Annotated in this window: 20 protein-coding genes; 16 read left to right on the top strand and 4 right to left on the bottom strand. The window is 57.8% G+C overall.

From position 1 onward, the window contains the following. Positions 1-3,063 carry a ribonuclease E gene (gene rne, locus ACESMK_RS07455; protein ID WP_372996806.1) on the bottom strand — a complete coding sequence of 1,021 codons (3,063 nt, stop codon included), beginning with the start codon at positions 3,061-3,063 and terminating at the stop codon, positions 1-3. Positions 3,064-3,659: 596 nt separating this feature from the next. Here rne and rluC point away from each other — a divergent pair. The 3 genes from rluC to ACESMK_RS07440 are packed head-to-tail and all read left to right on the top strand — an operon-like array spanning position 3,660 to position 6,445. Then, positions 3,660-4,718 (top strand): 23S rRNA pseudouridine(955/2504/2580) synthase RluC, encoded by a 1,059-nt coding sequence (gene rluC / locus ACESMK_RS07450; protein ID WP_372996804.1) that lies wholly within the window; start codon positions 3,660-3,662, stop codon positions 4,716-4,718. Then, on the top strand, positions 4,715-5,362 hold the full coding sequence (locus ACESMK_RS07445; protein ID WP_372996802.1) for an HAD family hydrolase: 648 nt from the start codon (positions 4,715-4,717) through the stop codon (positions 5,360-5,362). The genes rluC and ACESMK_RS07445 overlap by 4 nt, the downstream gene beginning before the upstream one ends. Before the next feature lie 39 nt (positions 5,363-5,401). Then, positions 5,402-6,445, top strand: coding sequence for a S49 family peptidase (locus tag ACESMK_RS07440; protein ID WP_372996800.1), 1,044 nt, complete (start codon positions 5,402-5,404; stop codon positions 6,443-6,445). On the opposite strand, the gene ACESMK_RS07435 is transcribed toward ACESMK_RS07440, so the two are convergent. Next, positions 6,442-7,059, bottom strand: a complete 618-nt coding sequence (locus tag ACESMK_RS07435) for a Maf family protein (protein WP_372996798.1) — start codon at positions 7,057-7,059, stop codon at positions 6,442-6,444. The two genes, ACESMK_RS07440 and ACESMK_RS07435, sit on opposite strands and share 4 nt — an antisense overlap. Before the next feature lie 139 nt (positions 7,060-7,198). Between ACESMK_RS07435 and ACESMK_RS07430 the strand changes: the two genes are divergently transcribed. The 12 genes from ACESMK_RS07430 to putP all read left to right on the top strand — a co-directional run bounded on the left by ACESMK_RS07430 (position 7,199) and on the right by putP (position 17,804). Then, positions 7,199-7,753, top strand: coding sequence for a YceD family protein (locus ACESMK_RS07430; protein WP_372996796.1), 555 nt, complete (start codon positions 7,199-7,201; stop codon positions 7,751-7,753). A 101-nt stretch (positions 7,754-7,854) separates the two neighbouring features. Next, positions 7,855-8,034: a 50S ribosomal protein L32 gene (gene rpmF / locus ACESMK_RS07425; RefSeq protein ID WP_048495018.1), complete on the top strand. Its 180-nt coding sequence runs from the start codon at positions 7,855-7,857 to the stop codon at positions 8,032-8,034. 43 nt (positions 8,035-8,077) lie between these two features. Next, on the top strand, positions 8,078-9,079 hold the full coding sequence (plsX, locus tag ACESMK_RS07420) for a phosphate acyltransferase PlsX (protein WP_372997207.1): 1,002 nt from the start codon (positions 8,078-8,080) through the stop codon (positions 9,077-9,079). A 112-nt stretch (positions 9,080-9,191) separates the two neighbouring features. Next, the gene (gene fabD, locus ACESMK_RS07415) at positions 9,192-10,130 is read left to right on the top strand and encodes an ACP S-malonyltransferase (protein WP_372996794.1); all 939 of its coding nucleotides are present in this window, start codon (positions 9,192-9,194) and stop codon (positions 10,128-10,130) included. Between the two features lie 18 nt (positions 10,131-10,148). Then, on the top strand, positions 10,149-10,892 hold the full coding sequence (gene fabG / locus ACESMK_RS07410; RefSeq protein WP_372996792.1) for a 3-oxoacyl-ACP reductase FabG: 744 nt from the start codon (positions 10,149-10,151) through the stop codon (positions 10,890-10,892). Positions 10,893-11,025: 133 nt separating this feature from the next. Then, on the top strand, positions 11,026-11,259 hold the full coding sequence (gene acpP / locus ACESMK_RS07405; RefSeq protein WP_008174976.1) for an acyl carrier protein: 234 nt from the start codon (positions 11,026-11,028) through the stop codon (positions 11,257-11,259). Positions 11,260-11,389: 130 nt separating this feature from the next. Further along, a complete protein-coding gene (gene fabF / locus ACESMK_RS07400; RefSeq protein ID WP_372996789.1) occupies positions 11,390-12,637 on the top strand; it encodes a beta-ketoacyl-ACP synthase II in 1,248 nt (415 codons plus the stop codon). Between the two features lie 2 nt (positions 12,638-12,639). Further along, the gene (pabC, locus tag ACESMK_RS07395) at positions 12,640-13,464 is read left to right on the top strand and encodes an aminodeoxychorismate lyase (RefSeq protein WP_372996787.1); all 825 of its coding nucleotides are present in this window, start codon (positions 12,640-12,642) and stop codon (positions 13,462-13,464) included. A 5-nt stretch (positions 13,465-13,469) separates the two neighbouring features. Continuing rightward, positions 13,470-14,540: an endolytic transglycosylase MltG gene (gene mltG, locus ACESMK_RS07390; RefSeq protein WP_372996785.1), complete on the top strand. Its 1,071-nt coding sequence runs from the start codon at positions 13,470-13,472 to the stop codon at positions 14,538-14,540. Then, positions 14,537-15,178, top strand: coding sequence for a dTMP kinase (tmk, locus tag ACESMK_RS07385; RefSeq protein ID WP_372996783.1), 642 nt, complete (start codon positions 14,537-14,539; stop codon positions 15,176-15,178). The genes mltG and tmk overlap by 4 nt, the downstream gene beginning before the upstream one ends. Before the next feature lie 99 nt (positions 15,179-15,277). Beyond that, the gene (locus ACESMK_RS07380; RefSeq protein WP_372996781.1) at positions 15,278-16,057 is read left to right on the top strand and encodes a helix-turn-helix transcriptional regulator; all 780 of its coding nucleotides are present in this window, start codon (positions 15,278-15,280) and stop codon (positions 16,055-16,057) included. 256 nt (positions 16,058-16,313) lie between these two features. After that, positions 16,314-17,804, top strand: a complete 1,491-nt coding sequence (gene putP, locus ACESMK_RS07375) for a sodium/proline symporter PutP (RefSeq protein ID WP_372996779.1) — start codon at positions 16,314-16,316, stop codon at positions 17,802-17,804. Positions 17,805-18,012: 208 nt separating this feature from the next. On the opposite strand, the gene ACESMK_RS07370 is transcribed toward putP, so the two are convergent. Beyond that, the gene (locus ACESMK_RS07370) at positions 18,013-20,607 is read right to left on the bottom strand and encodes a bifunctional aconitate hydratase 2/2-methylisocitrate dehydratase (RefSeq protein WP_372996777.1); all 2,595 of its coding nucleotides are present in this window, start codon (positions 20,605-20,607) and stop codon (positions 18,013-18,015) included. A gap of 257 nt (positions 20,608-20,864) precedes the next feature. Between ACESMK_RS07370 and ACESMK_RS07365 the strand changes: the two genes are divergently transcribed. Continuing rightward, positions 20,865-21,473, top strand: coding sequence for a tRNA-(ms[2]io[6]A)-hydroxylase (locus tag ACESMK_RS07365; protein WP_372996775.1), 609 nt, complete (start codon positions 20,865-20,867; stop codon positions 21,471-21,473). Here the strand turns inward: ACESMK_RS07365 and ACESMK_RS07360 are convergent. Further along, positions 21,465-22,349 carry a LysR family transcriptional regulator gene (locus ACESMK_RS07360; RefSeq protein WP_372996773.1) on the bottom strand — a complete coding sequence of 295 codons (885 nt, stop codon included), beginning with the start codon at positions 22,347-22,349 and terminating at the stop codon, positions 21,465-21,467. The genes ACESMK_RS07365 and ACESMK_RS07360 overlap by 9 nt on opposite strands. Positions 22,350-22,402: the final 53 nt, after the last annotated feature.

The raw sequence follows: 22,402 nt of genomic DNA, 5'->3' as shown, positions 1-22,402 counted from the left end.
TTAGTTACTCCCGGCCTTTTTGGCCTCTTCCGCAGCCTTCTGGCGCTTGCGGACTTCTCTTGGGTCATTGTAGGCGCGTCCCGGGGTGACCGGAACATCAACTGCCGGTGCTTCGGCAGGCTTGTCCTTCGCTGATGCCTCGGTTGCTGAGGTCTTCTCGGTTTTCTCAGTCTCGGCCTTCTCAGGTTCGGCTGCCACAGAGGCGGTCTCCTGGCTGGCTTTTGACGCGTCTTTATCTTTCGCTGCAGTCTTGGCCTCAGCGGTCTCTGCCTGTTTGACAGGTTCTGCTTTGGGCGTCTGATCGGCACTCTCGGCTGCCGGTTTTGGCTCTTCCGCTTTGGCATCGCCCGTTTTGGCGGTGTCTTTTTCAACGGCTGGTTTCTGAGCTTTCTCGGGCGCTTTTTCAGGCTTCGCTTCAGTCTGCTGACGGGTTTCGGCCATTTTGTCAGTCTTGGCCGGCTCGGCTTTTTCAGACTTTTCGGCTTCAGGCTTTTCAGCGGCTTTGTCAGCGGCTTTTGCTGACTCTTCCGGCTTTGCCTGGGGCTTGCTATCCGAAGATGCCTTATCTGCAACAGCCTGCTCGGGCTTCTGCGCCTTCTTTGCTTCCGGTTTTGGCTCTTGCCCGGCTGCAGGGGCCTTGGGCTCTTCCTTCGCTGCAGGCGTTGTTTCAGTCCGGGTTTCGGCCTTTTCCGGTGCCTTGTTGCCGGCGTCCTTCGGTTGTTCGGCTTTTACTTCCGGCTTGGCATCTTCACGAGTTTGCTCCGGCTGGGTGTCTTTCTGATGCTTCTCGCTACGAGCCGCTTTGCGATCCGCGGGCGTGGATGCCGCAGCTTCAGACGGCGAGCCGTCACGGTTGCGCTGGCGACGTGGCTTGCGTCGTTTCTCATCAGAGCCGGGTTTGTCGGCAGCGCCGGATTTGGCTGCATTATCCTGCGGGCCCTGGTCTTTCTGTTCCTTCTGATCGCGGTTGTCCTTCTGGTCCCGCTGGGGCTTGTTGCGGCCACGACCCTGGTTGTCGCGACGGTTGTCACGGCGATTGTCAGCGCCTTTGTTGTCACTGCCCTTGTTATCGCCTCCGCGATTATCGGAGCCTTTGTTGTCTGCGCCCTGGCGATTCTGGTTGCCACGGTTCTGCTCATCATTACGGTTGCGCCCGCGACCACCACGGTTGTCATCTCCGCGGCTCTGCTGGCCACCCTGACGGCGATCGTTGCCACTGCGATTGCCACCTGAACGCTGGTCATCGCCACGGGCCACCCGTGATTTGCGACGATCCTGGCGACCCTGGTTGCGCCGGTCCTCGCGCTGGTTCTTACCCTGATCACGATTCTCGGTCTGTTGCTCTTCCTCGCCGCTGAAGAAGCAGGCTATCTTGCGGCCAAGCCGGCGGAACAGGCCTTCTTCCTGATCGGCTGATTCGACAGCCTTGGGCGCTGCCGGAGTGGGCGCAGGCGCGCTGGGCCGAATGGCCTTCACTGCGGCCTGTTCGCGAACCGGCTTTTCAGCGGCAGGGGCTTCGAAGATTTCCTCTTCACGCTCGCTATACTCCTGGGCCACCTGGTGGCTGGAGATATGCTCGGGCGTGGTTTCATCCTGACGCATCCGGACGATTTCAAAATGTGGGGTTTCCATGTGTGGAACCGGAACCACCACCACGCTGACTTCCTGTCGGGCCTCAATGTCGGCCAGCTGCTTGCGCTTCTCATTGAGCAGGAAGGTGGCAACAGAAACCGGCACGACAGCCCGGACTTCGCCGGTCTTGTCTTTCGAGGATTCCTCGTAGATCAGGCGCATGATGCTCAGGGCAAGAGATTCGATGCCACGAATCGTGCCCTGGCCTTCACAGCGGGGGCATACTTCGCTGCGGGTCTCACCGAGGGAGGGGCGCAGGCGCTGACGGGACATTTCCAACAGGCCAAACCGGGAGATCTTGCCTACCTGAACCCGGGCCCGGTCGATTTCCAGGGCCTCTCGCATCTTCTGTTCAACTTCCCGCTGGTGTTTGGCGGGCGTCATATCGATGAAGTCGATGACAATCAGGCCGCCCATGTCGCGCAGGCGAAGCTGGCGTGCGATTTCCTCGGCCGCTTCCAGGTTGGTCTGGAGCGCGGTCTCTTCGATGTCCTGGCCCTTGGTGGCGCGGGAGGAGTTGATATCGATGGAGACCAGGGCCTCGGTCGGGTCGATCACGATGGAGCCGCCCGAGGGCAGTTTCACTTCCCGCTGGAACGCGGTTTCGATCTGCCCTTCAATCTGATAGCGGCTGAACAGCGGGATTTCATCCTTGTATAGCTTGATCTTGTTTTCGAAGGTGGGCATCACCGCACGAACGAAATTCAGAACATCTTCATAGACCCCGTTCGAATCAATCAGAACCTCGCCGATGTCCTGGCGAAGGTAGTCTCGAACCGCACGGATGATCACATTGCTTTCCTGGTGGATCAGGAAGGGCGCCTTGCGCTCGCCTGCGGCCTGGGTGATGGCTTCCCAGAACTGAACCAGGTAATCAAGATCCCACTGGAGCTCTTCTGTACTACGGCCGATTCCGGCGGTGCGAACAATAATGCCCATGGATTTCGGTACCTGGACATCGTTCATGGCTTCCTTGAGCTGGGCCCGCTCGTCACCTTCGATACGGCGGGAGATGCCGCCGGCACGGGGGTTGTTGGGCATGAGCACGAGGTAGCGGCCGGCCAGGGAAATAAAGGTGGTGAGGGCTGCGCCCTTGTTGCCACGCTCTTCCTTGTCGACTTGTATGATGACTTCCTGGCCTTCGGAGACAACATCCTTGATGTTGATCTTGCCTTCAATCTGGCCGGGGGACTTCTTGAAGTACTCCTTGGAAATTTCCTTCAGCGGCAGAAAGCCATGGCGCTCGGCACCGAAATCCACAAAGGCGGCCTCTAGGCTGGGCTCAACGCGGGTAATGCGGCCTTTGTAGATGTTGGCTTTTTTCTGCTCGCGGGAGCTGGATTCGATATCAAGATCAAACAGACGCTGGCCGTCAACCAGAGCGACGCGCAACTCTTCAGGATGAGTTGCATTAATAAGCATTCTTTTCATGGAAAGAAAAAGTTCCTGTCGTTTAATTTGACAGAAAACCGGAGGGGATCGCACCAGCGAAGCAGGATGTGCGTGCCGCGGGCCCTGTTACATCAAGGGCGGACCGGCGGCCAGACGAATCAGACCCTTCTGGGGTTTGATCCTTTCGGTCTGAGACCAACGCCGACGATCCAGCTGCCTGTGGGCAGGGAGTGGTCGTGTAAGGTTCGTGTCTGTTGACGCATGTTATCCGTTTTTCAGGTTCACTCAGGTGCCTGGGTCTCACGTCGTATTCGTATGCTGGACGGCCCGGCCCTGGGTGGCAGTGATTCTTCGCGATGTCGCCCGCGGTTTTCCGCGCGGTTTTTCTTTCTCCCGGGTACAGGATGCAGCCTTTTTAAGATCTGTCCTGGTCCTCCGGGAGCATTTCTGTCGCCGTTCCCGGTAGTGATTGGGTGCACGGCGTTCAAACTCTCGAATAGTGTCGGTATACTTCTGCCGCTCCGGCTTCTGACTTGAGTTGGTCAGGCCGTAGACAAACGGCAGAGCACGCCGGAATATAACAGTATTCATGCAGTCGTTCAATCCTGCAGTCACTCCATCGTCCAAGGAACTTCATGTCCCGCAAGTCTGCGAGTAAAAAGCCAGCCCAAGCCAGGCCCGTAAGGCCGGTCAAGACGAGTCAGGCAAGCGGTGACAGCGCGGCTGAGCGTGGAGAGGTCCGTCAGGGAGTGCAGTGGGTGACTGTGGATGAGGACAACGACGGCCAGAGAGTCGACAACTTCCTTCTGGCTCAGCTCCGCGGGGTTCCCAAAAGTATTATCTATCGGGTGATCCGGAAGGGCGAAGTGCGGGTCAACAAAGGCCGGGTAAAACCGGACAGCCGTGTGAGAACCGGGGATCAGGTGCGCATACCGCCCGTAATCCGCAAGGAAAAGCCCCGGCAGGTAGCCCCGGGGTCCCGGGTTCAGGGCGTGATGGAGGCTGCGGTTGTCTTCGAAAACGACCAGATGCTGGTGGTCAATAAACCCTCCGGCATTGCAGTTCACGGTGGTAGTGGTCTGAGTTTCGGGTTGATCGAGGTGCTGCGGTCGGCTCGCCCGGCGGCAAAGTTTCTGGAGCTGGTGCATCGTCTGGATCGCGATACATCCGGATTGGTGATGGTGGCCAAGAAGCGATCTGCATTGCGCTATCTGCAGGATGAGCTGCGACAGAAACGCATCCGCAAGCATTATCACGCGCTGGTAGCCGGTGACTGGCCCGGGCGGGTCGATCGGGTTGATGTGCCTCTGTTGCGGTACGAAATGCCCAACGGTGAGCGCCGGGTGAAGGTAGACGAGGCGGGAAAGGCGTCACTGACGACCTTCCGCTGTCTTGAGCGCTATGCCGGGTACAGTCTGGTGGAGGCGTCCCCGATCACCGGGCGGACGCACCAGATCCGGGTTCACAGTGCCTGGGCCGGTCATCCGATTGCGGGTGACGACAAGTATATGGATGATGTCAGCCTCAAAGCGTTCCGGTCCATTGGTGGTCAGCGACTGATGCTGCATGCCCGCGCCCTGGAGTTCACTTTGCCGGTCTCCGGTGAGGCCATGCGCCTGGAGGCGCCCTACGACGATGCATTCAATGACGTGCTCAGAAAGCTTTCTGAACGTCTCAAAGGAACCGATCAATGAACGTCAGAGTGGTTATTTTTGACTGGGACGGGACCCTGGTGGACTCGGTTGAGCACATTGCCGACAGCCTGCATCAGGCAGCAACCGATCTGGGCTACCCCGAACTGGAGCGAGAGGCCTACCGGGATATCATCGGTCTTGGCATGGTCGAGGCGTTGGAAAAGCTTTATCCGGGCATCAGCCGGGAAGAAATGAACCGTATCCGTGAAGGTTACGCAGGCTATTTCTTCAGCAAGGTGACAACGCCCCAGAATGTGTTCAAGGGGATGGCCGATGTGGTTGCGGATCTGCGCGGGTCAGGGCGCAGCTGCTCCGTAGCCACAGGCAAGAGCCGTCGCGGGCTGGATTTTGCGCTGGTTTCCAGTGGCCTTGGCGACCACTTCGAAATAACCCGGTGCGCCGATGAGACGCGCTCCAAGCCTGATCCCGCCATGCTTGAGGAAATTCTCCGTTTCTATCGAATTGAGCCTGAGGATGCGGTGATGATCGGTGATACCCGTTATGACCTGGAAATGGCTCAGCGTATTGGTATGCCCTCTATCGGGGTTGAATGGGGTGTGCACAAGCGGGATGTGCTGGGTGATTACTCCCCGCATGCGATTGTTGATTCCGTGCCGGATCTCCGGCGGGTGCTGGGGCTGTAGTCGGGCCAAATTCATCGATGTTGCTGACAGGGTGTGTGCATGAGTGACTGGGAATCTGATAAGTCCCCGGAGTGGGGAGACAAGCCGGTGGAGCCGGAAAAGGAGAGCAGGCCATTGTTCGGGCGCCGATCACCGAAGCTTCCGCCGGAATCCGGGCGTGACTGGAAGCTTATCGAAAAACTGGTCATGTCGCTTCAGGCGGAGCAGCGCAGAAGCCGCCGTTGGGGGATCTTTTTCAAGTTCCTGACGTTCGGCTATCTGATTGCCTTGCTGTTCATGCTCAAGTTTCCCCTGGGTGACTCGCTGGAGGGCGTGGCAGGTGAACACACGGCTCTGGTTGAGATTAATGGCCCGATAGCCGCGGATGAGCTGGCCAGCGCAGATAATATCGTTGGCTCCCTCCGTGCAGCCTTCGAGGAGTCCAAGTCGGTTGCTGTAATTCTGCGAATCAACAGTCCGGGTGGTAGTCCGGTTCAGGCAGGATACGTCTACGACGAGATCAAACGCCTGCGGGAAGAGTACCCGGAGAAAAAGGTCTATGCCGTTATTTCCGATATTGGTGCCTCCGGGGCCTATTACATTGCCGCTGCTGCGGATGAAATCTACGCCAACCGTGCCAGCCTCGTCGGTTCCATCGGTGTTGTTGCCGGCGGCTTCGGTTTTACCGGGGTGATGGAGAAAATCGGCGTCGATCGCCGCCTGTATACTGCAGGCGAGAACAAGGCTTTTCTGGATCCTTTCTCTCCCGAGGAAGAAAGCGAGGTGACCTTCTGGCAGAGTGTTCTGGAAAACACCCATCAGCAGTTTATTGACGCGGTCAAGCAGGGTAGGGGTGATCGCCTGGCGGATGACGAGCGCCTGTTCAGTGGGTTGGTCTGGAGTGGCGAGCAGGCTGTGGAGCTGGGGTTGGCTGATGGTCTTGGCAGTGCATCACACGTGGCCCGGCAGATTATCGGGCAGGAGGAACTGGTGGACTACAGCCGTCGCAAGTCACCGTTCCGGGATATTGTTGACCAGCTTGGGGTTGCCGTTGGAGCAGGCTTCGCCAGTCAACTGGTTGAGTCCCGCCTGGAGCTTCGCTAGATCTGGCTGGTACCAGGCCGGTCCTCCAGCAGGGGGTTCCGGCCCCAGCGTCGCAGTAAGTCGCTCAGGGCGATCAGGGGTAATCCCACCAGACTGTTCGGGTCACGGCCCTCCAGCGCGTCGAACAATGCGATGCCCAGGCCTTCCATCTTGAAACTGCCTGCGCAGTCATAGGGCTGCTCCCGTTGCAGGTAGGCCTCTATCTCTTCGTTGCTCAGGTCCCGGAACCATACGCTGTAGGGTTCGCAAACGCGGTCGAGTTTTCCGGAATCAGCGTCCAGCAGGGCAAGGCCCGTGAGAAACAGTACCCGATGCCCGCTACTCCGGCGGAGCTGTCTTGCTGCCTGTTCATGGCTGCCGGGCTTGTTCAGCAAGGAGCCATCGGGCAGGCAGGCCACCTGGTCCGAGCCGATGATCCAGTGGCCGGGGAATCGGTCCGCCAGTGCGCGGGCCTTGGTTTCCGCTAATCGTGTAGCCAGCGACTCTCCGGATTCACCCCGGTACGGTGTCTCATCTATGTCTGGGCTGGCGCAGGTAAACGGCAGGGTCAGCCTGTCCAGTAGTGCCTTTCGATAGGGTGATGAGGACGCCAGCAGGAGCGGTTTTCGGGTCATGAATTGAATCCTCTGAAAGTCAGGGCAGTGTATCGGCCGTGTCGTTATCGTAAATTACACCTATCTGCACGGGAACCCTTGTGCAAAAAGCAACGAAGTCTTTGACAGCAGCGAGCTGCGCCCCTAAAATTGCGCGCCTATGTCAAACGCGTCCAACGCCGAGTTGCCTAAATCTGTTGATCCTTACCGGTTGGCGGAACAAAACAGCACACTGGAGGGAATTATTCCCATCAGCGGGCTTGGCCGTTTTCGTGAAGCCGTACTCGGGTTTTCCGAAGGGGCGGCGTGCCGGGTGAAGCTGTCCTTTTTCATGGATGGCGAGCGTCGTCGCGTTGTTTCAGGTGAGCTGGAAGCGCCGGTGGATCTCGAGTGTCAGCGGTGCATGGGTGCCATGAACGAGACACTGGTTTCCCGATTCACCCTGGGGCTGGTAACAAGCGACGAACAGGCGCAACAGTTGCCGAGAGAGCTCGAACCTTTTCTGACCGATGACTTCACGGCAGATTTGTGGTCGATGGTGGAAGATGAGCTCTTGCTGGTGCTGCCGCCGTTCCCGCTTCACGACCGGAACGACTGTCCGGCCCGGGAAGATCTGGAAGCTTATGAGCCTGACAGCTCTGCGGCAGAGCCGGTGAGAAAGTCGGGCGAGAATCCGTTCAGTGTCCTGGCGGATCTCAAGAAAACAAAGCATTAACCGGGCGCGGGTGTCCTTTCGGGAAGCCGGCGCACATTCAACGAACAGACGTTACTTATTCAGTAAGACAAAGTTTACGTTAACAGGTCAGGAGCATAATCATGGCTGTACAGCAAAATCGAAAGACTCGTTCCAAGCGTGGCATGCGCCGTTCCCACGATGCTCTGAGCACCGCTGCTCTGAGCACCGACGCGACCACCGGTGAAGTTCATCGTCGTCACCACGTGTCCCCGGACGGTTTTTACCGTGGCAAGCAGGTAATCGAAGCACGCGACGAGTAATCTCGTTGCCATCATGCACCGCCCCGAATCGGATGGCAGAACGGTGAAACCGGTCACCATCGCGATTGACGCCATGAGTGGCGACCGCGGAGCAGCCATTGTGGTTGCCGCGTCGCTACAGGCGGTGCGCGAAAACGAAGCCTTGAGCATCGTTCTGGTCGGAATCCGGAGCGAGCTTGAGGCTTTGTTGCGTGAAGGGCATGCACGAATTCGCATCGTTGAAGCGGCGGATGTGGTTCGTATGAACGAGCGCCCGTCCCATGCCCTCCGCCATAAAAAGAATTCCTCCATGGCCATCGCGCTGAGCCTCGTCCGTGACGGCGAGGCCCAGGGTTGTGTCAGTGCCGGGAACACCGGCGCACTGATGGCGTTCGGTCGCACCCTTATTCGCATGTATCCGGGTATCGAGCGTCCGGCCATTGCCAAGCTTATTCCCTCGTTGCGGGGGCGGTGCCACGTCCTCGATCTGGGCGCCAACGTTGATTCAACCGCTGAAAACCTATATCAGTATGCCCTGATGGGTTCCCTGATGGCGTCGGCTATTTGCAGTCAGGCCGAGCCGCGGGTCGCCTTGCTGAACGTCGGCGAAGAAGAGATCAAGGGCAACGAACAGGTCCGGCTGGCCTCCCACATGTTGGCCCAGTGTGACACCATCAACTATATCGGTTACGTGGAGGGCAGTGACCTGTTCCGGGACGTGGCCGATGTCGTTGTCTGCGACGGTTTTGTCGGCAATATCGCCCTGAAAACCGGCGAAGGCGTTGCCGGTCTGCTGATTGAGTTGATGGAGCAGGCGTTTACCAGGAATCTCTATGGCAGGCTGGTTGGCCTGCTCGCCCGGCCGATTATCGGTCGGCTTCTGCAATTAATGGATCCTTCCAGGCACAACGGTGCCAGTTTGCTCGGGCTGCAAGGCGTGGTCATCAAGAGCCACGGTAACGCCAATGAGCGAGCCATGCTTTCGGCCATCAGGCAGGCGGTCAGGGAAGTTGAGCTGGAAGTGCCCCGCCGTATCAATGAGCGCCTCGACGATCTCATGCTTTGAGTGCCTGAGACTAAAGTCTGTCCCTGTCTGGTCCTGCATTCGCGGATAATTGGCCTAACTTGTACTATTGGCTAATCTCACGTAACCCCTCAATGACGATAAGATTCCGCTTATGAAATCAGCCTTTATTTTTCCAGGACAAGGGTCGCAATCTGTAGGCATGCTTTCTGCAGCCGCTGAAGCCTGGCCCATTATCGACAGAACCTTCGCAGAAGCCTCCAATGTGCTTGGTTACGACCTCTGGCAGCTTTGCCAGAAGGGGCCAGCTGAGGAGCTCAACAAAACCATGGTTACCCAGCCTGCGCTGCTGACCGCCAGTGTTGCCCTGTGGCGTCAGTGGTTTGTGGCCGGTGGCAGCAAGCCGGATTTCCTTGCCGGGCACAGTCTGGGAGAGTACAGCGCCCTGGTCGCTTCCGAGAGTCTCGACTTTGTGGAAGCGGTAAAGCTGGTTCGCCTGCGCGGTGAGCTCATGCAGGACGCCGTGCCCGCCGGGGAAGGGAAGATGGCGGCGATTCTCGGACTGGAGGACGACGATGTGGTTGCGGCCTGCGAAGCCGCAGCGCAGGATGATGTTGTTTCTGCAGTGAATTTTAACGCGCCCGGCCAGGTTGTCATTGCCGGTTCTGCGGCGGCCGTTGAGCGCGCTATCGAAGCCTGTAAGGAAAAAGGCGCACGCAAGGCCATGCCATTGCCGGTGAGCGTGCCCTCCCACTGTGCCCTGATGAAAGGCGCCGCTGAGGAGTTGGCGAAAGCGCTGGAAGATGTACGCTTTAACGATGCTGTCATCCCGGTTATACAAAATGTTAACGCCGCCGCCGAGACAGAATCCGCTACACTGAAGGCCAATCTGCTCAAGCAGCTGTATTCGCCGGTGCTCTGGACGGACTCGGTTCGTACCCTGGTTGGCAACGGTGTGGAGGTTGCGGTCGAATGTGGCACCGGAAAGGTGCTGGCAGGGCTCGCGAAACGTATCGACCGGGCTCTGGCGGTTCACAGTATTGAAGATCCGGATTCGCTGGCGAAGGCGTTGGACGCCTTCGGCCAGTCCTGAAACGAAAGGGAGTTATTCATGTCTCTGGAAGGCAAAACTGCACTGGTAACCGGTGCAACCCGTGGTATTGGCCAGGCGATTGCCCGTGCGCTTGCCGCGCAGGGTGCCGAAGTTGTCGGCACGGCCACCAGCGCTGCCGGTGCCGAAGCCATCACCAATGATCTTCAGTCAGCCGGCTACAAGGGCTACGGTATGGTCATGAACGTGGCGGATCCGGCCAGTATTGAAGCTGGTCTGAAGGAGTTGACGGAGAAATCCGGTGCGCCGCTGATTCTGGTCAACAATGCCGGCATTACCCGTGATAACCTGCTGATGCGTTTGAAAGACGACGACTGGGCATCGGTTCTGGAAACCAACCTGTCCAGCGTATACCGCACCAGCAAGGCAGTGCTTCGCGGCATGGCCAAGGCCAGGTGGGGGCGGATTATTAACATCAGTTCCGTGGTTGCTGGAATGGGCAACCCGGGGCAGGGTAATTACTGCGCCGCCAAGGCGGGCGTTGAAGGGTTTACCCGCAGCCTTGCCAAGGAAATGTCAAACCGTGGTATCACCGCAAATTGCGTGGCTCCGGGATTTATTGACACGGATATGACAAAAAAACTGGACGACAAGCAGCGCGAGGCTATGCTGGAAATCATACCCGCGGGTCGTCTGGGTGAGCCGGAAGAAGTGGCAGCCGTGGTTGCCTTCCTGGCTTCAGATGCAGCCGGATACGTGACGGGCGAAACCATCAACGTAAACGGCGGAATGTACATGGGATAAGCCCCGGTCGGGGTTTGTGCGCAACTCCTTGTCGCACAACATGTTTAACTGAATCCCTGCTTGTTTGCAGGTAGGGTTTAAACTAAACTGGCAGCACTAGAGTTGCTTGGTTGACACACAAAGTGAGGACATTATGAGTACAGTTGAAGAGCGCGTGAAGAAGATCGTTTGTGAACAGTTGGGCGTTAAAGAGTCCGAAGTTCAGAACTCATCTTCTTTTGTAGAGGATCTTGGCGCTGACTCACTGGACACCGTTGAGCTGGTTATGGCACTGGAAGAGGAATTTGAAACCGAGATTCCTGATGAGGAAGCCGAGAAGCTGACAAGTGTTCAGGACGCGATCGACTACATCGTCGCGCACACCTGATACTCTGCATTTAAGTAAGCCAGGCAAAAAGCCGTCCTTGTGAAACATCGGGGGACGGCTTTTTTATTGCCTGAAAATCAGGTTCAATCTGCGTTCAGATTCATTCGGACAAGATCAGGTGCAAGGGGTTATGACTAAACGGCGAGTTGTCATTACAGGTATGGGCATGCTGTCTCCGGTCGGCAATAGCGTGGCGTCGTCCTGGGAAGCGATCAAGGCCGGGCGTAGCGGGATCAGTATGATCGACCGCTTTGACGCGTCTGCCTATAACACCCGGATTGGTGGAGCCATCCGGGATCTGGATATGGAGCCCTACCTCTCCCCTAAAGACGCCAGAAAGCTGGATGCGTTTATCCATTATGGTCTGATTGCCGCCCAACAGGCGGTGGATGACAGTGGTCTGGAATCGTTTGGCAGACTTGATCGGGAACGGGTGGGCATCGCCATTGGCTCCGGTATCGGTGGCCTTGAGTACATTGAGAAAAGTGTACTCACCATGGATAAATCCGGGCCGCGTAAAGTTTCGCCATTCTTTGTGCCGGCCTCTGTGATCAACATGATCTCCGGTAATGCCGCTATCCGTTTCGGCTATCGCGGCCCCAACATTGCTATTGTCACCGCCTGCACCACCGGGACCCATAACATCGGCTATGCTGCCCGGACCATTGCCTATGGCGATGCCGAGGTGATGTTGGCCGGCGGATCGGAAATGGCGACTACCCGCACCGGTATGGCTGCCTTTTCGGCCGCCCGGGCATTGTCCACCCGTAATGACGAACCGGAAAAGGCCAGCAGACCGTGGGATAAAGACCGGGACGGCTTTGTACTCAGTGACGGTGCGGGCGTGGTGGTTCTTGAGGAACTTGAACACGCCAGGCAGCGAGGTGCCACCATCTACGGCGAAGTCGTTGGCTTCGGTATGAGTGACGATGCCCACCACATCACTGCGCCGCCGGAAGATGGCGAGGGCGCTGCCCGCTCTATGGTCAATGCAGTCCGTGATGCAGGCTTGAAGCCAGAAGAAATCGACTATATCAATGCCCACGGCACGTCCACCCAGGTAGGGGATGTTGCCGAGGTTGCTGCTGTTCGGCGGGTGTTTGGCGGGCATGCCGAAAAGCTGGCTATGAGCAGTACCAAATCCATGACCGGTCATCTGCTTGGCGCCGCCGGTGCCGTGGAGGCGATCTTTTCGGTCCTCGCGATCCGCGATGGCGTGCTGCCGCCAACCATCAATCTGGACAACCCTGACGAGGGATGCGATCTGGATCTCGTTGCCCACAAGAGCCGGCAGGCCGATGTGCGGGTGGCGCTGTCCAATTCGTTCGGGTTTGGTGGTACCAATGGAACCCTGATATTCCGTCGCTACGAAGGCTGACAGTGACTGCGTTTCGTCTGTTCTGGGCCGATGAGGGCGGTCTGCCCGCCGATGACCGGGGCGTGGCCTATGGTGATGGGCTGTTTGAAACCATCCGGATGGCTGGCCAGAAAGGGGTTTTGCTTTCCCGTCACCTGGAGCGCATGGTTCGGGATGCCCAACGACTGGGCATCAACGTTACGCGGAAGGATCTGGCCAATGTTTGCCTCGAGGCGACGCAGCGTTTCGGCGAACGTTTCGGGGAGGAGGGCTGGATTCTGAAACTGGTTCTGACCCGCGGTAGCGGTGGGCGGGGCTACCGGCCCGATCCCGGGATGGAGCCTCACCTTCTGGTTGCCGGATCCCCTTTACCGCCAATGCCGGATAACAGTGGGGTGGTTGTCGATTTCTCGAAGGTGCCGCTTTCTGTCAATCCGCTCCTTGCAGGAATCAAGTCTCTGAACCGGATGGAGCAGGTCCTGGCGGCCGCTGAGCTTGGGCCCTCGCTGTTCGAGGTCGTTATGGCCGATCGTGACGGGAATCTTGTCGAAGGCACCCGTGCTAATCTCCTGCTCCGGCAGGGGGGTAGCTGGGTGACGCCGCCGGCATCGAGCCTTGCGGTGGCCGGAGTTCTCAGGCAGTGGGTACTGGAGCGTCTCAGGCAACGGGGAGAGCCGGTTGTAGAACGCCCGGTCACTGTCGAAGACGTGCTGGGTCCGGACTGCCAGGGGCTGTTTCTTATGAACAGTGTCCTCGGAATTGTTCCGGTTCGCACTATTGCTGGCCATGATTTGCCTGTCGATACCGGACTTGCGACAATCTTCAATCCTCTCGAAACACTGGAATAAATCGTTTGCTCAAGAAGTTATTGCTTGCGTGTGTTTGTGTCGCCGTCCTGGCCTCAGCGGGAACCGGTCTGTGGGTATGGCAGGGGCTGCAAGGCTTGAAAAAGCCGGTGACCCTCGAAGAGCCGTTGCTGTTCAATGTTCCCCAGGGCGCCTCTTTTGCAGAAGTGGTTGGCCGGCTGGAAGCGGAAGGTCTGGTCTCTGATCGCCTGTGGCTCCGGGTCTATGGTCGTCTGGACCCCGAACAGACCAGAATCAGGGCTGGCGAGTACGAGTTTTTCGATGGCATGAGTCCCAGTGACATGGTTGCCAAGATGGTGTCGGGTGATACCAAACACTGGTATGTACAGTTTATCGAGGGCTGGACCTTCAAGGATATGAGAGCGGCTCTGGCCCGCGCAGAGAAGTTGCAGAAGGTGACCGGCGAGTGGACCAGTGAGCAGATTATGGCGGCTGTTGGCGCCGAGGGAGAGCATCCCGAAGGACGATTTTTTCCCGATACCTACGCCTTTACCAGCAATGAGTCCGATCTGGATCTGCTCAAACGAGCCTTCAACCGCATGGAAACCGTATTGGCCGAGGAGTGGGCTGAGCGGGAAGAAGGCTTGCCTTACAAGACGCCCTACGAAGCGCTGATCATGGCATCTATTGTGGAACGCGAGACCGGCGCACCCCATGAGCGGGGCCAGGTCGCCGGTGTATTTGTCCGGCGCCTGCAGAAGGGGATGCGGCTGCAAACCGATCCCACGGTGATCTATGGTATGGGCGACAGCTACCAGGGGCGGATCGGGCGCAAGGACCTGCGGACCTATACGCCCTATAATACATACAGAATCAATGGGTTGCCTCCAACCCCCATCGCCTTGCCTGGCCGCGAGTCCATTCACGCCTCACTGCACCCCGAGGACGGCGACGCGCTTTATTTTGTTGCCCGGGGCGATGGTACCCACAAGTTCTCACGCACACTGGCCGAGCACCAGAAGGCCGTGCGTGAATTCCAGCTCAATCGTCGCAAGGATTACCGTTCCTCTCCGGCGCCGGTAGAGCCCCCTCCGGGCGATGGCGGGGGCGAGGGATGACGGCAAAAGGACAGTTCATTACCTTCGAAGGCACCGAGGGTGTCGGCAAGTCCACGCAGCTGGCAAATGCCGCCGAAACCCTCAGGAACCTCGGTGTCGAAGTGCTGGTAACGCGCGAGCCGGGCGGTACGCCCATGGCAGAGGCTATTCGCGAGCTGCTGTTGGCGCCCCGGGATGAGCCTGTGCATGAAATCACCGAGTTGCTTCTGATGTTCGCGGCTCGGGCCCAACATCTGCATACGCGAATATTGCCGGCACTCAACGCTGGCCAGTGGGTGTTGTGCGACCGGTTTACCGATGCCACATTCGCCTACCAGGGTGGTGGCCGGGGTGTTCCTGAGGACCGGATAGCGTTGCTGGAGAATCTTGTCCAGGGTGACGTCCGACCGGATCACGTTATTGTGCTGGATGCTCCCGTGGACACAGGAATGGCCAGGGCACGCAGGAGAGGCGAGCTTGATCGCTTTGAGCAGGAAGATCTGGATTTCTTTCAGCGAATCAGGAATGTCTATCTTGCCCGGGCGATGGCGCAGCCCTCCCGGTATCATATGGTCGATGCAGCACGTCCTCTGGCTCAGGTTTCTGGGCATGTTTCGGGGTTGTTGCGCCAGTGGGTAAGTGGTTCAGAGGTCCTCTGAGAGGCATTTGTTCACCCGGTGATTTCGTTCCATTCGTGCACTTTCTGTAATGTTCTGCTTTAATTGAGGAACATTCTCAGTTAAACGCTGGCAGTTTTAATGGTTAACGCGAAACTTCTAAAGCTTCCCATAGCCGCGCATCAGCACCGGCATGAACACCACCAGATTGTCATCGGTGTACGGGGCGAAGCCGAGTTGAGCGTCGATGGAGCAGGGGCTCATCTGGACACCTGGAGGGCCTATTTCGTGCCCACCGAAGCCCGACACGATTATTGCGGGAACGACAATAATCATGTGCTGGTTATTAATCTTGATCCCCTCACGCCAGCCGTGAACACGCCAGCCCACAACGATTACGAGCGCATGATGCGGGTTTTCGAAAGGCCGCGCACCTTGCAGATGGACAGCCGTTTGCACGGGCTCGTCCAGTTCGCCGCTGCCGAGTTTGACCGCGCGCCCGACCATATCACGCTTCAGCAGCATCTTGCGTCAAGCATTCTGTACTGCATGGCTGACCGGATAACGGATGGCCAGCCCTTCACTTCAAACCGGAACTCCATCAGCCCGGATGCAGTCCGACACTTTATCCTCAGAAATCTCCACAAGAAAATCACCGTTGAAGATATGGCAGGAGAGGCTTGCCTGAGTGTCAGCCGTTTCCACGAGGTGTTCAGGGAGGCCGCAGGCATTACGCCCCACCAGTTCCTGTTACAGACACGCCTTGATCAAGCTGCCAATCTCCTCGCAACAACGACCCTCACGGTGTCCGAAATCAGTTATCGAACCGGTTTCTCGTCTCAAAGCGCTCTGACAAATGCATTGCGGAAATACAAAGGGACTACGCCATCGAGACTACAGGTTGGTGAGCGGGTGGCCTGATTCGGCTCGCCGGTTTCATAGTCCCGTAGGATTGTGCAAAAGAATCGTAGGATTTCGTAAGCCTGGAGTCCGTACTAATACTAAGTTATAGCGACTGGAGCCCGGCCTCACGCATGTGTGCGGGGCGTGAGTCGCAAGCGTTAATTGCGCGCTCAGATTCAGGAACAAAAGAAGAACAGTGCAGCGAGTTGGCATGAGGTCAGCCATGTGCTTTGCGAGCGGATCTATTCCGACTCATTAAACCGGAGGAGCCCCTATGGCTATTGGTGTTTGGATCAGTCTATTTGCTTACTTTGCGCTCATGATTGCCATCGGCGTTTATGCCATGCGCAGAGCGACGTCTTCATCCGAGGACTATATGTTGGGTGGCCGAGCCCTCAGTCCGAAGGTGGCTGCGCTTTCGGCAGGTGCTTCTGATATGAGTGGCTGGCTGCTTCTGGGTCTGCCGGGCGCGCTGTTTGCCTCGGGTCTGGGATCTGCCTGGATTGGTATTGGCCTGCTCGTGGGGGCATTCTTTAACTGGACGCTGGTTGCGCCCCGTCTCCGTGAACAAACCGTTCACTATGGCAATGCAATCACCATCCCGTCTTTCCTGGCAAATCGATTCCCGACACAGGCCCTGTCGCTGCGCACCGTCTCGGCGATCGTTATTGTCATTTTCTTCGCGGTCTATACAGCCTCGGGCCTGGTGGCCGGCGGAAAGCTGTTTGAGAGCGCATTCTCCGGAATTTTCAACATCGGTGGCATGAGTGATTACGCAGCCGGCATTGTCATTACGCTGGGTGTGGTTCTGGCTTACACCGTTGTGGGTGGGTTCCTGGCCGTGAGTATGACGGACTTTGTGCAGGGCTGCATCATGATGCTGGCTCTGGTGATCATGCCCGCGGTTGTGCTGTTTGGTGAAGGTGGCGGAGGTTTCGCCCAGGCCTCTCAAACCCTGAATGAGGTTGATCCCACGCTACTTTCCTGGACGGAGGGGCTAACCTTCATTGGTTGGTTGTCTGCCGTTACCTGGGGGCTGGGTTATTTTGGTCAGCCCCATATCATCGTGCGCTTCATGGCAATCCGCACTCTTAAGGATGTGCCCATTGCCAGAAATATCGGTATGAGCTGGATGCTGATTTCCCTGATTGGCGCGATTTCTCTGGGCGTATTCGGCCGTGCCTACGCCATCCGTAATGGCATGGACGTACAGGATCCGGAAACCATCTTCATTATCCTGTCAGACATGCTGTTCCATCCGCTGATCACCGGCTTCCTGTATGCAGCCCTGCTGGCGGCGGTGATGAGTACCATCTCCAGTCAGTTGCTGGTGTCTTCCTCTTCGCTGACAGAGGATTTCTATCGTCTGTTCCTGCGTAAGGAAGCAACTGACAAGGAATGCGTAAATGTCGGCCGTGTGTGTGTTGTTATTGTCGGTCTGGTGGCAGCGGTTATCGCCTCCGATCCCGATTCTCAGGTTCTGGCGCTGGTCGCAAACGCCTGGGCCGGCTTTGGTGCCGCATTTGGTCCGCTGATTATCCTCTCGCTTATGTGGTCGCGTACCAATGGCGCTGGAGCCATCGCGGGTATGGTTGTTGGCGCAGCCACCGTTATGATCTGGATCTCACTGGGTTGGAACGGCGAGTTCATGGGTGGTCCCGGTGTCTATGAGATCATTCCAGGCTTCATTGCCTCCATGATTGCGATACTGGTAGTGAGCAGTGTCACGGCCGATGCCGGCGAGTATCAGCATATCGAGCGGTAAAGCAAAACAGCCGCAAGGCAGTCTGGGAAACAAGCCCGGGCATTTGCCCGGGTTCTCACCGGACCCAAAAAGGCTCCCTGTTTCGGCAGGGAGTTTTTTTATGCCAATTCGTGTAGGTGGTGGTCAACAAGGTACAAGGGTATCCGGCCACAAAAAAACGCCAGCCCGAGGGCTGGCGTTTTTGGAGCTAAACCTCAGAAGTTACTGCTCAGGCAACGTTCGCCTCAGAGGCCTTCTTGGTGTAGTTCTCCATCTGGTCGAAGTTGAGATACTTGTAGATCTCTTTCGACATGCTGTTGAGGTCTTTGGCGTACTCCATGTACTCCGCCGGAGTCGGGAGTTTGCCCAGTACTGCGCCCACAGCTGCCAGTTCCGCAGAGGTCAGGTACACGTTGGCACCATCGCCCAGGCGGTTCGGGAAGTTACGGGTAGACGTGGACAGAACGGTAGACTTCGCAGCAACCCGCGCCTGGTTGCCCATGCACAGGGAGCAGCCTGGCATCTCGGTACGAACACCGGCGGTGCCATAGGTGTTGAAGTAGCCCTCTTCCATCAGCTGGGCCTGATCCATCTTGGTGGGCGGAGACATCCACAGGCGGGTCTTCAGCGGTTCCTTGTTCATCTCCAGCAGCTTGCCGGCTGCGCGGAAGTGACCGATGTTGGTCATGCAGGAGCCGATGAATACTTCGTCGACTTTGTCGCCAGCCACTTCGGACAGGAACTTGGCATCGTCCGGGTCGTTCGGGCAGCACACGATCGGCTCTTTGATATCGGCCAGGTCGATTTCGACCACGTGAGCATACTCGGCGTCTTTGTCAGCACGCATCAGCTTAGGATCGGCCAGCCACTCTTCCATCTGCTGGGCACGACGCTCCAGGGTGCGAGGATCGCCGTAACCTTCGGCAATCATCCAGCGCAGCATGGTGATGTTGGAGCGCAGGTACTCGGCCACGGACTCTTCGGACAGGTTGATGGTGCAACCAGCGGCGGAGCGTTCGGCAGAGGCGTCGGAGAGTTCGAACGCCTGCTCAACGGTCAGGTGCTCGAGGCCTTCGATTTCCAGGATGCGACCGGAGAACTCGTTGATCTTGCCTTTCTTTTCAACGGTCAGCAGGCCCTGTTTGATGCCGTACAGCGGGATGGCGTGTACCAGGTCACGGAGGGTGATGCCCGGCTGCATTTCGCCCTTGAAGCGAACCAGAACGGATTCCGGCATGTCCAGCGGCATAACGCCGGTAGCGGCAGCAAACGCCACCAGACCGGAACCGGCCGGGAAGGAGATGCCCATCGGGAAACGGGTGTGAGAGTCACCACCGGTGCCCACGGTGTCTGGCAGCAGCATGCGGTTCAGCCAGGAGTGGATGATGCCGTCACCCGGACGCAGGGCGACACCACCACGGGTCTGGATGAAGTCCGGCATGGTGTGCTGCATTTCGACGTCTACCGGCTTCGGATAAGCGGCGGTGTGACAGAAGGACTGCATGACCAGGTCTGCCTGGAAACCCAGACACGCCAGGTCTTTCAGTTCGTCCCGGGTCATCGGGCCAGTGGTGTCCTGGGAGCCGACGGTGGTCATGTGCGGTTCGCAGTAGGTGTTTGGACGAACGCCTTTGCCTTCTTCCAGGCCACAGGCCTTGCCCACCATCTTCTGGGCCAGGGTGAAGCCCTTGGTGCCCGCTTCCGGATCTTTCGGCAGACGGAACAGGTCAGTCGGGCCCATGCCCAGAGCGGTACGTGCCTTTGCGGTCAGGCCACGGCCGATGATCAGCGGGATACGACCGCCGGCCTGAACTTCGTCCAGGATCACATCTGACTTGAACTTGAACTCGGAAATGGTTTCTCCGGCTTCGTTCAGGATCTTGCCTTCGTACGGGCGGATTTCGATCACGTCGCCCATGTTCATGTTGTCGACGGGTGCTTCGAAAACCAGAGCACCGGCGTCTTCCATGGTGTTAAAGAAGATCGGGGCAACCTTGTTACCGATACAGACACCACCGGCACGCTTGTTCGGAACGCCCGGGATGTCCTCACCGAAGAACCACAGAACAGAGTTGGTGGCAGACTTACGGGAAGAACCGGTACCTACGACGTCACCGACGAAGGCAACGGGCAGGCCCTTGGACTTGATTTCGTCGATCTGGCTCATCGGGCCGGTTACGCCGGGTTCTTCCGGCTTCAGACCGTCGCGCTCCATTTTATAGGCAGCGCGGGCGTGCAGCGGAATGTCCGGGCGGGACCAGGCATCGGGAGCCGGGGACAGATCGTCGGTGTTGGTTTCGCCGGTGACCTTGAACACCACCATCTTGGTGCTCTCAGGAACCTTCTTCTTGTTGGTGAACCACTCGCCGTTGGCCCAGGATTCGATGACCGCCTTGGCCACGGGGTTTCCTGCGTCCATTTTTTCCTTCACATCGTTGAAGGCATCGAACATGAGCAGGGTGCGCTTGAGCTGCTCGCCGGCCAGTTCGGCCAGTTCGGAGTCATCCAGAAGGTCGACCAGGGTCGCAATGTTGTAGCCACCCTGCATCATGCCCAGCAGCTGCACCGCTTTCTGTTTGTCCAGCAGCGGCGAGGACGCTTCGCCTTTAACAATGGCGGTCAGAAAGGCAGCCTTCACATAGGCGGCTTCATCGACGCCTGGCGGAATGCGGTTTTCCAGAAGATACACCAGGGTATCTTCCTCACCAGCCGGCGGGTTCTTCAGAAGATCGACCAGAGCAGCGGTCTGCTCGGCGTTCAGGGGCTTGGGAGGAATACCCAGGGCTTCACGTTCAGCAACGTGTTCACGGTAAGCTTCTAACACGATATGGACCCTCATCAGTTGGAATGTCCCGCGCCATTGGCATCATGCCTTGGCGGGAGGTTTTTGGCGGAAAGGCCGCAGGAGCCTCTGAATAATGCCTCAAATCACCGATGGGGTTTCAGGGTTTATTCAGAGACTCCTTAATCTGGCGCTGCATTCTATAGGAAACCCCTTATAAAGTTAAGTTGGACAGAGGTCGGAGGAATCTGTTAAGTGCGCTATACTCGCCGGCCGCAAATCAACCAATATACAGAGCCATGAACGACGCCCTGCAAGAGATTCACAATTTCCTGCCATGCCGGACTCCGCAACAATGGATCGATAATGCCCTGGCGAACCAGGATCTGATGCTGATCGATCACGCCCATTGCGAGAAAAAAGCCGCCTCCACCGCGCTCAGCCTGATGTACCGATACGTTGACAACACGGATCTGTTGAACAAGATGTCACGGCTGGCCAGGGAAGAGCTCCGGCACTTTGAGCAGGTGCTTGCCATCATGAACAAGCGGGGCGTGGACTATTGCCACCTGACACCGGCTCGCTACGCTGCCGGTTTGAGACAGCAAGTCCGCTCGGAAGATCCCGGCCGCCTTGTTGATGTGCTGATTGTGGGTGCCATTATCGAGGCGCGCTCCTGTGAACGGTTTGCCGCGCTGGCGCCGTTTCTGGACGACAAGCTGGCGGATTTCTACACCAGTCTGCTGAAATCCGAGGCCCGGCACTATCAGGACTATCTGTCGCTGGCTGAGCAGGCCGCGGGTGGTTCGATAGAAGCGCGCGTTTCGGAGTTCCTGGCGATTGAAAAAGCGTTGATCGAGGACCCGGACACGGAGTTCCGGTTCCACAGTGGGCCGGTATCAGCGTAGCTGCCGGCAAAGCTCTATCCAGGCGTCGATGCCTGCGCTGCGGTATTTCTGTTTGTGGAGGATAAAGTAGAACTGTCGGTCAAACCGGCGATGGTCAGGGACAGTCAGTGGCACCAGACTGCCGCGTTTGAAGGCATCGGCTAACACGACTTCAGACAGGCAGCCTATGCCCAGGTCTGCTTCTACCGCCCGCTTGATGGCCTCCGTGTGCTCCAGTTCCAGCAACACGTTCAGATCCGGCAGCAGGCCGTGCATACCTCGCTCGAAGCTTTGCCGGGTTCCCGAGCCAGGTTCCCGCATGATCCAGGTGGCGTTGCGCAGATCCTCATCGGAGAGTGAAGTTTTGCGTGCCAGGGGATGGCTGGGTGAGCAGAACACCACCAGCTCATCGCCGCGCCAGGGCAGGACGTCCAGTTCAGGTGATTGCAGTTCCCCCTCAATCAGCCCTATATCGAGTTCGAAATCTTTGACCCGTCTGGCGATGGTGCTTGTGTTGGCCACCTCCAGGGAAACACGGGGGTGGGTAGGGGTATTCATGTATTGGGCCATGACCCCCACGGCCAGATAGTTCCCGATAGTCAATGTGGCACCCACCTTCAGAGCACCCACTTCAGTGTGTTCGCTGAAGGCCTGCTCCAGCTCATTGGCCTGGGCGAGGACGGCTTCCACCTTCGGCCGGTACAGTCGTCCGAGTTCGTTAAGCTGGAGCCGTTTGCCAACGCGGTCGAACAGCTGGATATCGAACTGGTTTTCCAGCTCCTTGAGGGCACTGCTGGCAGCGGATTGCGACATGGCGAGCGATTCCGCTGCCCGGGTAATGTTCTGAAAATGCGCCGCTGCGAGGAAAACCTCCAGTTGTCGGAAACTGTATTTCATAACGTTTGGCTCTTAATCGGCTCGCTCGAATAAGGTTATGAGAATATCCCATT

Origin of the sequence: Marinobacter sp. (genome assembly GCF_041687235.1) — a bacterium.
GTDB lineage: Bacteria > Pseudomonadota > Gammaproteobacteria > Pseudomonadales > Oleiphilaceae > Marinobacter.
Note: the sequence above shows the minus strand (reverse complement) of the source record. Positions and strands in the feature narration are given on the sequence as shown.

Coding starts and splice junctions, on each gene's coding strand:
- fabG (WP_372996792.1), top strand. CDS start 10,149: ATGTCTCTGGAAGGCAAAACTGCACTGGTAACCGGTGCAACCCGTGGT.
- ACESMK_RS07445 (WP_372996802.1), top strand. CDS start 4,715: ATGAACGTCAGAGTGGTTATTTTTGACTGGGACGGGACCCTGGTGGAC.
- acpP (WP_008174976.1), top strand. CDS start 11,026: ATGAGTACAGTTGAAGAGCGCGTGAAGAAGATCGTTTGTGAACAGTTG.
- ACESMK_RS07435 (WP_372996798.1), bottom strand. CDS start 7,059: ATGACCCGAAAACCGCTCCTGCTGGCGTCCTCATCACCCTATCGAAAG.
- rne (WP_372996806.1), bottom strand. CDS start 3,063: ATGAAAAGAATGCTTATTAATGCAACTCATCCTGAAGAGTTGCGCGTC.
- fabF (WP_372996789.1), top strand. CDS start 11,390: ATGACTAAACGGCGAGTTGTCATTACAGGTATGGGCATGCTGTCTCCG.
- ACESMK_RS07360 (WP_372996773.1), bottom strand. CDS start 22,349: ATGAAATACAGTTTCCGACAACTGGAGGTTTTCCTCGCAGCGGCGCAT.
- rluC (WP_372996804.1), top strand. CDS start 3,660: ATGTCCCGCAAGTCTGCGAGTAAAAAGCCAGCCCAAGCCAGGCCCGTA.
- tmk (WP_372996783.1), top strand. CDS start 14,537: ATGACGGCAAAAGGACAGTTCATTACCTTCGAAGGCACCGAGGGTGTC.
- rpmF (WP_048495018.1), top strand. CDS start 7,855: ATGGCTGTACAGCAAAATCGAAAGACTCGTTCCAAGCGTGGCATGCGC.
- ACESMK_RS07430 (WP_372996796.1), top strand. CDS start 7,199: ATGTCAAACGCGTCCAACGCCGAGTTGCCTAAATCTGTTGATCCTTAC.
- fabD (WP_372996794.1), top strand. CDS start 9,192: ATGAAATCAGCCTTTATTTTTCCAGGACAAGGGTCGCAATCTGTAGGC.
- putP (WP_372996779.1), top strand. CDS start 16,314: ATGGCTATTGGTGTTTGGATCAGTCTATTTGCTTACTTTGCGCTCATG.
- ACESMK_RS07365 (WP_372996775.1), top strand. CDS start 20,865: ATGAACGACGCCCTGCAAGAGATTCACAATTTCCTGCCATGCCGGACT.
- ACESMK_RS07380 (WP_372996781.1), top strand. CDS start 15,278: ATGGTTAACGCGAAACTTCTAAAGCTTCCCATAGCCGCGCATCAGCAC.
- ACESMK_RS07440 (WP_372996800.1), top strand. CDS start 5,402: ATGAGTGACTGGGAATCTGATAAGTCCCCGGAGTGGGGAGACAAGCCG.